This is a genomic window from Aneurinibacillus thermoaerophilus (genome assembly GCF_019603355.1).
Lineage (GTDB): Bacteria > Bacillota > Bacilli > Aneurinibacillales > Aneurinibacillaceae > Aneurinibacillus > Aneurinibacillus thermoaerophilus.
Genome location: NZ_CP080764.1, coordinates 1987173 through 1999360, shown reverse-complemented (window position 1 = coordinate 1999360; position 12188 = coordinate 1987173). Strand labels below are relative to the sequence as shown.

11 protein-coding genes are annotated in these 12188 nt (G+C 41.8%); all 11 read left to right on the top strand.

Translation table 11 applies throughout. The features are described 5' to 3' along the window. The first annotated feature begins 4 nt into the window (after window positions 1-4). The 11 genes from K3F53_RS10350 (at window position 5) to K3F53_RS10300 (ending at window position 12188) form a co-directional block, all read left to right on the top strand. Window positions 5-1363 (top strand): aspartate aminotransferase family protein, encoded by a 1359-nt coding sequence (locus tag K3F53_RS10350; protein WP_220558937.1) that lies wholly within the window; start codon window positions 5-7, stop codon window positions 1361-1363. Window positions 1364-1668: 305 nt separating this feature from the next. Beyond that, a complete protein-coding gene (locus K3F53_RS10345; RefSeq protein WP_057898622.1) occupies window positions 1669-2295 on the top strand; it encodes a hypothetical protein in 627 nt (208 codons plus the stop codon). Window positions 2296-2468: 173 nt separating this feature from the next. Next, window positions 2469-3458, top strand: coding sequence for a ketoacyl-ACP synthase III (locus K3F53_RS10340; RefSeq protein ID WP_408863233.1), 990 nt, complete (start codon window positions 2469-2471; stop codon window positions 3456-3458). Window positions 3459-3679: 221 nt separating this feature from the next. After that, window positions 3680-4063: a FixH family protein gene (locus K3F53_RS10335; RefSeq protein WP_057898624.1), complete on the top strand. Its 384-nt coding sequence runs from the start codon at window positions 3680-3682 to the stop codon at window positions 4061-4063. Between the two features lie 372 nt (window positions 4064-4435). After that, window positions 4436-5413 (top strand): glutaminase, encoded by a 978-nt coding sequence (locus tag K3F53_RS10330; RefSeq protein WP_220558935.1) that lies wholly within the window; start codon window positions 4436-4438, stop codon window positions 5411-5413. A 77-nt stretch (window positions 5414-5490) separates the two neighbouring features. Further along, on the top strand, window positions 5491-6078 hold the full coding sequence (locus K3F53_RS10325; protein WP_091260054.1) for a TetR/AcrR family transcriptional regulator: 588 nt from the start codon (window positions 5491-5493) through the stop codon (window positions 6076-6078). 91 nt (window positions 6079-6169) lie between these two features. Next, window positions 6170-6568 carry a DUF5367 family protein gene (locus K3F53_RS10320; protein WP_082706175.1) on the top strand — a complete coding sequence of 133 codons (399 nt, stop codon included), beginning with the start codon at window positions 6170-6172 and terminating at the stop codon, window positions 6566-6568. Between the two features lie 571 nt (window positions 6569-7139). Beyond that, window positions 7140-7832: a response regulator transcription factor gene (locus K3F53_RS10315; RefSeq protein WP_057898679.1), complete on the top strand. Its 693-nt coding sequence runs from the start codon at window positions 7140-7142 to the stop codon at window positions 7830-7832. Then, window positions 7810-10029 carry a sensor histidine kinase gene (locus K3F53_RS10310; protein WP_057898680.1) on the top strand — a complete coding sequence of 740 codons (2220 nt, stop codon included), beginning with the start codon at window positions 7810-7812 and terminating at the stop codon, window positions 10027-10029. The genes K3F53_RS10315 and K3F53_RS10310 overlap by 23 nt, the downstream gene beginning before the upstream one ends. 309 nt (window positions 10030-10338) lie before the next feature. Continuing rightward, on the top strand, window positions 10339-11208 hold the full coding sequence (locus K3F53_RS10305; protein WP_057898681.1) for a 5-oxoprolinase subunit B family protein: 870 nt from the start codon (window positions 10339-10341) through the stop codon (window positions 11206-11208). Next, window positions 11205-12188, top strand: a complete 984-nt coding sequence (locus tag K3F53_RS10300; RefSeq protein ID WP_057898682.1) for a 5-oxoprolinase subunit C family protein — start codon at window positions 11205-11207, stop codon at window positions 12186-12188. The genes K3F53_RS10305 and K3F53_RS10300 overlap by 4 nt, the downstream gene beginning before the upstream one ends.

Here is a 12188-nt window from a genome sequence, read left to right as displayed (position 1 = left end):
AAATATGTCTATGTTGCAAAACAAAGTTGAGGATGTAATTGCCAGCGACCGAAAATATTTGTGGCACCATATCACGCCTTATAATGAAAAGGTTCCTCCTACGGTAGCTGTAGAAGCGAAGGGGGCATGGATCACGGATATCAATGGAAACCGTTATCTGGATGGAATGGCCGGATTATGGTGCGTGAATGTCGGATATGGAAGGGAAGAGCTGGCGGAAGCAGCGTATGAGCAATTAAAAGCGATGCCGTATTTTCCGCTCACACAAAGCCATCTTCCTGCCATTCAACTGGCTGAAAAACTAAATGAATGGCTCGAAGGAGAATATGTTATTTTTTTCTCTAACAGCGGTTCTGAAGCGAACGAGATAGCCTTTAAAATTGCAAGACAATATCATGAGCAAAACGGCGAGCCGAGCCGCTACAAGTTTATTTCCCGCTACCGTGCTTACCACGGAAACTCCATGGGTGCTCTGGCGGCGACGGGCCAGGCAGTGCGGAAATATAAGTATGAACCCCTGGCACCCGGTTTCATTCACGTTCGTCCCCCGGATAGTTACCGTCGCCCTGCTAGGCAAAGTATAGAAGAATTTAATATCCAATGCGCCCAAGCGATTGAAGAAACGATAATTTGGGAAGGCAAGGAAACAGTGGCCGCCGTGATTATGGAGCCCGCGATTACAGGTGGCGGTATTATCGTTCCGCATCCGGTTTACATGGAAAAAGTGCAGGAGATTTGCAATAAATACGGTGTGCTGCTAATTATTGATGAGGTGATTTGTGGATTCGGGCGTACAGGCAAGAAATTCGGTCATATGCATTTTGGTGTACACCCGGACATTGTGACAATGGCCAAAGGCTTGACAAGCGGTTACCTTCCGCTTTCTGTGACGGCGGTTCGCAGGGATATTTATGAGGTGTTCAAAGCATCGGACGAATACGGTTATCTGCGTCATGTTAATACGTTTGGCGGCAATCCGGCGGCTTGCGCGCTCGCTTTGAAAAACCTGGAGATTATGGAGCAGGAAAATTTAATCGAACGTGCACGTGTGCTCGGTGAACGTTTGCAGGAAGAAATGAAGGAAATGGAGAATCATCCCTTGGTCGGGGATATTCGCGGCTTTGGATTTCTGCTTGGCATTGAACTGGTAGAAGATAAGAAAACGAAAGAGCCTGCCGCACCGGCGAAAGTAGGCCAGATTATCGCGGATTGTAAAGCGAATGGTCTGATCGTTGGCAGAAACGGCGATACTGTAGCGGGCTTTAATAATGTAATTGTCCTCTCCCCACCACTATCCGTTACAGACGAAGATGTAGCATTTATTGTGAGCACATTGAAGCGCGTGTTGAAAAAACACTTATAGCGGTAAGATGTGAAAAATGGAAATTGATTTTTCGTAAGAATGAATCCCCGAATTAGGCGGAAAGCAGTCTGATTCGGGGATTGGTTTTTAATTTACCATATTTTTATTATGTAAACTAAAAATATGGATTACAAAAGATTTAAGATAAAGAAATCCCACTCTTTATTTCTGCGCGTACTTTCGCTTTTTTGTAGCGGTTAGATCATCGACAACATGATGGAGCCCTCTTGATAGCGAAGAAAGTACAGAAGACAAGGTATGGTTTGAACTTGAAAAAAATATATATGAAAACGAGGTGGGATAACTTGATCCGAAACTTTTTGACCAGTCTCGTTGTTGCGCTTGTTTTTGCTCTATCTATGTCGGCATGCACTTATTTTTCCGAACATGATTTTAGGAATATGTCTGCAGAAGTATCAAGCAACGTGCCTGATGCCCAAATGACGCAAGGAGAAGATGCTGCAATTCAAGGCACGTTCGATATGTCAGAGCCCCTGCTGACGGTGTCTGCGCAAAATGCTGCGGATTTTGGGTTGCAGGCTGCGGAATACATGAATGATTTGATTATAACTAGTGCCGACTTACAGGGGAGTATGCAAAGTGAATTTAAGCTAGAAGATTGGAGCAAAGGACTTGGTGAGAAGCTTAACGCTTACGAGGCTGCAGTAAAGAAAGCTATGTCTATTCCGAAACCGCACCCGCAGTTGAATAGGCTGTATGATTCTTATTTGGAAATGATACGTCAGTATGAGAGATTTGCAATTTTAATGCGGAAAGGCATCGAATCGGGGGATTTGACGACAATCAAAGCGGCTTTTGCACAGGCTGAAAGCATGGAAAAGCACTACGACCGGTTGATGCGGAATGCATCCGGCAAAGCAGTCGGTGCGCCGGAGGAATCAGTGATATCATCGGTGAACGGCAGCTGGTAAAAATAAAACGCTCTTTGAGATGATCGTCTCAAGGAGCGTTTTATTGGTTATTCTATAGTTTTAAGGAGTTTTCTTTACGATATTTTTCATGGGGCTTTTTCTTTAAAAATTAGCACCTGATATTAATAGCTAGTGTTATAATGTTGTATTATAAATCTTAGGAGGGAATGGATATGCAGAGTTTCTTATCTAAGGCCAAGCTTACAGCTATTGGAACTTATGTTCCGGAGCGCGTACTTACGAATTTTGATTTTGAAAAAATGGTTGATACGAGTCATGAATGGATTTTCAGCCGAACCGGCATCCGGGAACGGCGCATTGCTGGGCCGCAGGAGTTTACTACAGATTTATGCGTGGCGGCCGTAAAAGATTTAATACAAAGATATGAAAAGTCCGTACGAGATGTAGATTGTATCTTAGTTGCCACGACGACGCCAGATTATGGTTTTCCGAGTGTTGCCAGCCAAGTGCAGGCTCGGTTAGGAATAGAGAATGCAGGGGCAATTGATTTAAATGCGGCGTGTGCGGGCTTTGTGTATGCGTTGCAGATGGCGAACGCTCTGATAACGTCAGGCGTAAACAAAAAAGTGCTGGTTATTGGTGCGGAAACAATGTCCAAAACAGTGGATTACAGCGACCGTACTACTTGCATTCTGTTCGGGGATGGAGCAGGCGCTGTATTGGTAGAATATGACGAAACGAATCCAGGTTTTTTGGCTTCGCATATGACTTCTAACGGAGAAGGTGGCCTGTACCTGTACCGAACCGGACTGTCTCAGAAAATGGAAGGGCAAGAATTGAAAAGCAACGGCTGCATTGTCCAAAACGGGCGAGAGGTGTATAAATGGGCCGTTACCAGTGTGCCTTTGGGAATGCGGTGTTTGATAGAAAAAAGTGGATACCAATTGGAGGACGTGGACTGGTTTGTCCCACACAGCGCGAACTTACGCATGATTGAGTCGATTTGCCAGCGCAGCGGTTTTCCGCTGGCAAAGACGTTGTGGAGTCTAGAATATTATGGGAATACATCATCCGCTAGCATTCCGCTGGCATTGGACAAAGGGGAAAAAGAAGGGAAACTACATACGGGAGATAAGGTTATGCTCTACGGGTTCGGAGGAGGACTTGTGCAGGCGGGTCTATTGATAAATTGGACGCTATAAATGTCTTAGTCTTTAAATGTTCATCCTATCAATCAGAATGCAGGAACGGATGCGCTAACCGGCTCCCACATAAACATAAGTTTCCGATAGACTAATCAATTTTCTTCGGCGCGGAATAAGCGCGAAGAAAGGCCGATGAACAGCCTGGTTGTGCTAAAATAAAGACGAAACCGAAACACTCCAGACTTTTTTATCAATTGTCGGAAAGGGAGAGAGACCGCTTGAGAAGATGGAAGTTTATAGCCGGGTTATTGCTTTGTTTTATACTTGCGCTTGCTGCCTGCACTGGGGAAACCGACACGCACGAAATGCCGTTAGAAGGGAAGTTCGTGATCAAACCAGAATCTAGCAAAGCGGGCGAAACGGTTACGATTTATGTTGAAGTCACCCAGGGCAAAGAAAAAGTGGACGATGCTTCCAGCGTCGAATTTGAAATAGGAAAGGTCGGGCAGAAGACTGGCGAGCGGATACAGGGTAAACATCTTGGAGAAGGGCGGTACGGCATTGAGAAAGTTTTTAAAGAAAAAGGAAAATATAAGGTATCTGTGCTTGTGAACGCCCGCGGTCTTGCTATGCCGTCCACGCAAACGGTGACCATTGAATAAGACAGCGTTCCTGTATACAAGGCGCAACGAGAGAAAGCGGAAAATACGTTCCGCTTTTTATTTTTGAAAAAAAAAGAGGGTGCTAAGAGGCGCACCGAGCAAGGAAGGATAACCGGGGATTTAAAAGAGGTATCCTACGAGGTTTTCACTGATTATTTTATCGTGATAACAAGGGAGATGAAACAAGAATCGCTCGTCAAATTCTACTCTCTATGTGCAATAAACGACAAAAAACAATAAAAAAGCGCCTGGATTTGTGAAGATACGATCGATATGTGTAGTAGAAATGCGGGTTAGTTGCATCAATTTTGGAAAGAATATGTTTATTTATTGGCATAGCAGATTTTTGAGAACGGGAAGAGGGAAAAATTTATGGATGATAATCGCTACCAAACGGAAGACAAGTGCGCCGAACAGCTTTGTTGTTGGGTTCGACAGTACCGTAAGTATACCCTTGAAGGCGCATGCGCGTCGTATATTCCCGCGCTTCAGCATGTCAACCAGAGCCAGCTCGGCATTTGCATTATTGGTCATAACGGAGAAGTAATCAAGGCAGGTGAAGCGGATGTTACGTTTACCATGCAAAGCATCTCGAAAGTTATCAGTTTTATGGCCGTTTGTCTCGATAAAGGAGTTTCCTACGCTCTGGAACGGGTTGATGTAGAGCCGACAGGAGACCCGTACAATTCGATTATGCGCTTGGAATTAAAAAAGCCCAGCAAACCGTTTAATCCGATGATTAATGCGGGCGCTATTACGATCGCATCTTTGCTTCCGGGAACGACAAAAGAAGAAAAGTTTGATTCTTTGTTAGAATTGCTTGCGAAGTTGTTAGGGCGTCATCCCAAGGTGGATGAAACAGTATTTATGTCCGAGTGGAACACCGCCCATTATAATTTTGCGCTTGCCCACTTTCTAAAAGCTGAAGGATTCCTCGAATGTGAAGTGGAAGAGGCGCTGTACGTATATTTACGGCAATGCGCCATTGAAGTGACCACCGAAGATTTGGCGCGCATCGGGTTGATTCTTGCCTGTGATGGCTACCATCCGTTGAAAGAGAAACAGATGATTCATCCGGAACTTGCCCGTCTGACAAAAGCGATTATGCTAACGTGTGGCATGTACAACGCTTCCGGAAAATTCGCTGCTTTTGTAGGAGCCCCTTCCAAAAGCGGAGTTTCTGGTGGAATTATGACGGCGGTTCCATCGCGGATCCACAAAGCTACGCCGTTTCACAACGGCTGTGGCATCGGCATCTACGGTCCGGCGATCGATAAGGCCGGCAACAGCGTCGCAGGCGTTAAGCTCCTTGAGCATATATCGAAAGAGTGGGAGTTGAGCGTGTTTTAATATTGACATTCCAAACTATTCATATTACAGTCATTTATATAAATTAGTTATTTAACTAACTAAGAGGAGAGAAGGAAATGGCCAGACCAAATGTCACTTCGAAAGGAACATTAATTGATTCGGCTAAGAGATGTATTGTGGAGCATGGAATAGAACAGCTGACGTTAAAAGCGGTAGCAGAAAAAGCAAATGTGACACAGGGAACCGTATATTATCACTTTCGTACAAAAGAACAGCTTATTTTTGAAGTCGTTCGAGATGTTTGCTACACTTCATGGGCCAATTTAAAAACCGATCCGAAGCCAGCAATTGAAAAGATTAAAGAAGGACTCATTTCTGCCCAATCACGAACAAAGGAAGATTCCTGTTACCATCAGTTATTTTTAACGTTAATTGTATTTGGATTCCAGAATGAAATGATAAAAAATCAATTGAGTCAACTTTTGGACGATGAAAATGCGTTTTTAACAGATCAACTCTCTAATATATGGAGTTGTTCTCCTATTGAAGGAGTATCTTTAAAAACTTGGGGGATTTTATTGAACGCATTAGTTGATGGTCTTGCATTACAATCTTTAATTTCATCTAACTTTTCATCTGAAGAGGTCTACAAGGAATTGGAAGTTATTCTGCTGAAACTAACAGAAAAGACGCAAAAGCATTGATTTAGTTGCTCTTATCTTGTTAAATTACCTGGGTGAAAATAACTTTATACGATAGTGTCTTTTAAATAAAGGAAGGGCAAAGAGGATGAACATGTTTACACACAAATTAGGTCTTACATTTCTTTTTTCTTTTCTTGTTTGGTTAGGTGCAACGATGTTCTTTGTACTTTTTGGAGACTTAGTCCTAGTGGATCCTAGTAAAGATAACTTTTTGGGAACTTTCTTACTTCTAGAAGCTGCGACAGCTATTGTTTTATATGTTGTGTTACTTATTTATAAAAAACTTGACAAATCACCGTATGCAAGTATTAAACTTGGAATTTGGGGTTCTGCGATCGGTTTGTTTATTGACACTTTTTCAGTATGGAATCATTCGATTGTTTTTCCAAAACTTTCAGAAGATCAAGTCATTGCGTTCACGATCTGGATGGTATGTGCCTATGCTATGTATCTGATCATTCCACTGGGATTATCAAATAAGAAGGAGTAGAATAGAGAAACTAAATGTTATTATTTCTGCTCTTCTTAAAATCTTTAAACGATATAGGTGCTTAACGTTTCGACATTTCAGGCAGGCAACTAATGTTAGTTATAGAAGAGGGGAAAATTGACGCCACTTTCTTTAATTACACGGAAACTGGGGGCTGTCTCAAAAGTCATGAGCCAGCCCCTTTGGTATGAAACGATACCTACATATAAATATTCATTTGTGCAAAAAATCTAAATATATTGTTTCGAGCGATAGAAAACTTCCTCACTTACACTTTTGGAACACCCTAAGTTAATTAGTCAACATGAATCTGTGAAAGTAAATATAAAACAAAAAAGAAAACGGGCCGATAACTTGGTTTATGTTGCTTGTGGTTTCCTTCACAAGTATGCCATGTACCTACATGAGAATTTATGAAAAAGGGTTATACAATGGTATATCCTTAAGAAAGAGTATAAATCTTAAGAAAGTCTTAAGGATTCCCTTAATTTAATGTTAAGAAATACATCTTACAATATAGAAAGTCCCGGGAACTGACCATGATATGCTTTTGAAGGGAGCGTGAAAAAATATGAATCATTATTCCATATTAGTTGTCGATGATGAAAAAGAGATCAGGGATGGTATCGAAATATATTTAAAAAATGAAGGGATGACGGTTATAAAAGCAAAAGACGGCATCGAAGCGATTGAAAAATTGAACGAGCATGTTATTCACCTCATTATTTTAGACATCATGATGCCGCGCCTTGACGGTATCGCAACTACATTTAAAATACGTGAAGAAAAAAACATTCCGATTATTATTCTTAGTGCCAAAAGCGAGGATATGGATAAAATTCTAGGTCTTCAGGTTGGTGCTGATGACTATGTCACGAAGCCGTTTAATCCCTTAGAGCTTATTGCTCGAGTGAAGTCACAGCTAAGAAGATACGTGACTCTGGGCACTTACGAAGGAATAGAAAAAGTGATTCATCTCAATGGTCTTACATTAGATCAGTCGGCAAAAGAAGTAACGGTTGACGGTGAAGTTGTGAAATTAACGCCGACTGAATATAAAATCGTTGAATTGCTTATGACAAATGCCGGACGTGTGTTTTCTATTAACGAAATTTATGAACGGGTATGGAAGGAACCAGGTTTTAATGCTGAAAATACTGTAGCCGTTCACATCCGTAAGATTCGTGAAAAAATCGAAATCAATCCAAAACAACCAAAATATTTAAAGGTGGTATGGGGAATTGGATACAAAATCGAAAAGTAAGATGATATTCGTGATTTGGATTTTATTATTTACTTTCGGATTAAGCGGTATTATCTCAGGGTTATTTAACGGAAAAGACTATATAAAAAAAGATTATTTTCAGACTCAACAGTTTGAAGATGAACTAAATCAGTTTGTTGATTATCTAAAGATGTTTGAATTAAATAATATAAATAAAGAAGAACTCAAAAAGAAGATTACCGTTACAGCTGAGGAAATTGAAGAACACCGCTATCGCTATGGAGATTTATCGACACAAGTCTCAAATATAAAAGGTCAATATGAGCATAAAATTCAGGATGCACTGTTAGCAGGCAACAAAGAAGTAGCTGATGCCTATATTGCTGAAAGAGATAAGAAAATAGAGGATATTACAAACAATTTTAAAAGCGACGAACATGTCCGGGCAAAAATCGTTAAAGAAAAAGAACAAAAGATTGACGAATATTTTCGTGAGATAGAAAATTACCGTTCGGATTTTATGAGATACAAAGCGCTTTTTACGTATTATTTAAAGAACACCGCAACGGGAGAAGTTTATACGAATGTAAATATAAGCAGTGGCGATTCAATAGATACGTTTATAAACAATAAAAATATGATATTTATTCAAAGCTATCCTTCGTCAAAATATGCTTACCTTTCAACTGGCGGACAATATCGCTTTGTTGGTGATAATGATGTGGTCACTCCGTTAATAGAAAAGGAAACGAGCACGTTTGAGGGGAAGATTGCGTTACCGAAAGCAGCGTCTTCAGAAAACCCTATTCTGGCAGATTATTATGATTTTCAACAAAAACAAAAAATCTTTTTTATCTACACCATTAGCGGTATTCTCGCTTTTCTGCTGAGTTTTTATTTAAACAAAAAAACAAGGGTCATTCAATGCATTCCTACAGGGAAATGGCAGCCTTACTACAACTGTATTCCGATAGACGTAACAGTAATGGCTTTAGTATTTACGGGACTTCTCACGCTTTTGCTATTCATAATGGATAATACCCTATCCTTACATCAAAATTTATATATCTATATTAGAGATACACTCTTTCGTTTAATCGTTACAACCCTTTTTGTTGCACTAACACTTATTCAAGGAAAATTTTTGTTAGAGAGAGCAAAGGCCCCGGCGAACCTAAAAGCAGATTGGCAAAAGGCCCTGCTACACAGAGCATACCAAGGCATAAAGGAAGCGTTTCTCATCCGAAGTATTGGTATGCAACTATTTATTCTGTTATCGGTTGTGTTTGCTTTTGGCGTTGGTGCGGCAATTGTTCTTATAGAGCCCATATATATATGGATTTATATCCCTTTATTTATTGTGATCTGCGTTCCAATTTTCATCATAATTATAAAGCGTAGCGGTTATTTTAATCGTATTGTTACCAACACGGACGAGTTAGTACATGGAAATTTCGAGCAGGATATACCTGTGATAGGGAAATCGGCGTTAGCCGTTCTTGCAGCCAATATTAATGCATTAAAGCATGGTATAAAAGTATCACAAAAGGAACAGGCGAAAAGTGAACGATTAAAAACGGAACTAATTACAAATGTAAGTCATGACTTGCGAACACCGTTAACTTCTATCATTACATACACAGAGCTTTTGAAGACATCAGATGTAACAGATGAAGAGCGTGACGCATACATTGAGATTATTGACCGTAAGTCTAAACGATTAAAAGTGCTCATTGATGACTTATTTGAAGCATCCAAAATGGCAAGCGGGAACATTGAGCTTGAAAAAGAAAAAGTAGATCTTGTCCAGCTTTTACAGCAGGCATTAGCTGAATACAATGAAACAATCGAAGAGTCAACATTGCAATTTCGGATCACTACCCCTGATACACCTGTTTATGCTGTTGTCGATGGACAAAAACTGTGGCGGGTGTTTGACAACTTAATTGGAAACATCCTCAAATATTCATTAGAAAATACGAGAGTATATATTTCAGTGAAAAAAGCAAATGACAAAGCGGTAATTGCTTTTAAAAATATTACTAAATACGAGCTTAGTGAAGATATAGACGAACTGTTTGAACGATTTAAACGCGGTGATACATCTCGTCATACAGAAGGCTCAGGACTTGGGCTTGCTATTGCTAAATCGATTATAGACCTTCACGAAGGCAGTTTAGATATTGAAGTAGACGGTGACTTATTCAAAGTAACCGTTTCATTGAATACCAAATAAGGCAAAAGCCCGGAATTCAACCGAATTCCGGGCTTTTGATGTGTAATGACTTTATAACGACATTTAAAAGTTGGTTGTGAAGGTGTGAAATGATAAATTTCAAATTTGAAAGATATTTTTCAATTTTGAAAGATTATGCTTGGGTGTTTGGTTCGTTTCGAATAGGATAGGCCAGCCAATGCTTTGAATTAACTGTATATAAAATTTATTTATTATATTTTGTCTATTTGGTATCGTTTTTGCTATTGAATTTTTATGGAGTAAGTCAAAAAGAAGCTATGCCATTTCTTGAGTGAGGTGAAACGAACGATGGTACGTTATGAGTATGGCGGAGATGAATTTGTCTTTGTGGAACTGGCGGAAGAAATGAGCCTTGAAGTGAATTTCCAAGCCATGGCCATCACTCGAAAATTGAGAGAAAAACAGCTTCCGGGTATCCTGGATATTTGTCCTTCCAATGCTTCCTATATGATTCGGGTTGATCCCGACCAGTTGCATCCGGATGTGCTTATTAAGGAATTGAAGGACTTGGAACACTCTGTTTCGATCGATGACTTTGAAATATCCGCGCGCATTGTTGACGTCCCGATCTTGTTTGAAGATCCGTGGACACACGAAGCATTGATGCGCTTCAGAGACCGTCACCAAGACCCGAATTCTACCGATCTGGAATATGCTGCTCGCATTAATGGGTTCGCATCCAAGGAAGAGTTGATCCAGGCTATCACCGATTATCCCTATCTAGTGTCTATGGTCGGGTTTGTCCCCGGACTGCCTTGGTGCTATCAGATGGTGCCCCGGGAGCAGCAAATCGAGGTGCCGAAATATGTTCGTCCGCGTACATATACGCCGGAGAGAGCTTTTGGCTTTGGCGGAGCCTTTGCCGTTATCTACCCGGTGCAGGGAGCAGGCGGATATCAGTTGTTTGGCATAGCGGCCGCTCCTATTTACGACAAGGAGCAGCGGTTGCCGGATTTTGCAGATTCTATGACTTTTCCCAGGCAGGGAGATATTTTCCGTTATCGCAGTGTGACAAAGGAAGAGTTCGAATCGATCCGGGAACAGGTGGAAGCAGGTACTTTCCGTTATTTAACGACGGAAATTACTTTTACGCCCCATGATGTTATCGAGAATCCGAAACAGTTTTCTGAAAACGTGTTAGGGAGGTTATATGTATGATTAAAGTGATAACCCCCGGGCTTCAAACGACGGTTCAGGATCAGGGCCGAATCGGCTACTACGAAATTGGAATGCCGCCTTCTGGCGCGATGGACAAATATTCTTACGTTATTGCCAATTTACTTGTAGGAAATGACGAGAATGCGGCGGCTTTGGAGATTACATATATGGGTCCGACGCTCGAATTCCAGCGCGATTCTGTTATTGCGGTGACGGGCGGCGAAATCCCCCCGAAGATTAATGGACAGCCGGCCCCGATGTGGGAGACAATCGCTGTTAAAGCCGGTGACCAGCTATCTTTTGATTTTATCAGGCAGGGGGCGAGGGCTTACCTTGCTGTAGCTGGTGGAATTAATGTTCCAGTTATTATGGACTCTCGTTCAACCTATACGCTGTGTGGAATTGGCGGTTTTGAGGGTCGCGCCCTGCAAGCCGGGGATGGACTCTGCATCGGCAGCGACATCCGCCGGAAGATCAGTGCGGGAACCCGCATTCCGGAGACTTTTATCCCAAGATTCTCCAAGTCTTATGAAATCCGCGTGCTTATGGGGCTTTGCAGTTACCGCTTAACAGAGGAAAGCAAGGAGCGCTTCCTGTCCCTGGATTGGACTGTAACGCCGGAAGCGAACCGTGTCGGGTACCGCTTCAAGGGTGAACGCTTGAATTTTGTCCCCCGGGAGCAGCCTTTCGGTGCCGGAAGCAATCCTTCGAATGTTGTTGATTTAGGCTATCCCATTGGCTCCATCCAAGTTCCGGATGGAGTGGAACCAATCGCTTTGTTGAATGACGCGGTGACGGGCGGCGGCTATGCTACTATTGCTACGATTATTAGCGCCGATCTCAATCGGATGGCACAAATTAAGACGAATGAAAAGGTGCGTTTCGTGTCTGTCAGCCTCGAAGAAGCTCTGCGGGCGAGGCGGGAAATGAAGGACAAGATTGCGCAAATAAAACAAGTAATTTCAGAGAATGGGAGGTAA

Bases quoted from the DNA above. Each gene is read 5' to 3' on its own strand.
- K3F53_RS10340 (WP_408863233.1), top strand. From the start codon at position 2,469: ATGCAGAGTTTCTTATCTAAGGCCAAGCTTACAGCTATTGGAACTTAT.
- K3F53_RS10305 (WP_057898681.1), top strand. From the start codon at position 10,339: ATGGTACGTTATGAGTATGGCGGAGATGAATTTGTCTTTGTGGAACTG.
- K3F53_RS10325 (WP_091260054.1), top strand. From the start codon at position 5,491: ATGGCCAGACCAAATGTCACTTCGAAAGGAACATTAATTGATTCGGCT.
- K3F53_RS10300 (WP_057898682.1), top strand. From the start codon at position 11,205: ATGATTAAAGTGATAACCCCCGGGCTTCAAACGACGGTTCAGGATCAG.
- K3F53_RS10315 (WP_057898679.1), top strand. From the start codon at position 7,140: ATGAATCATTATTCCATATTAGTTGTCGATGATGAAAAAGAGATCAGG.
- K3F53_RS10350 (WP_220558937.1), top strand. From the start codon at position 5: ATGTCTATGTTGCAAAACAAAGTTGAGGATGTAATTGCCAGCGACCGA.
- K3F53_RS10330 (WP_220558935.1), top strand. From the start codon at position 4,436: ATGGATGATAATCGCTACCAAACGGAAGACAAGTGCGCCGAACAGCTT.
- K3F53_RS10320 (WP_082706175.1), top strand. From the start codon at position 6,170: ATGTTTACACACAAATTAGGTCTTACATTTCTTTTTTCTTTTCTTGTT.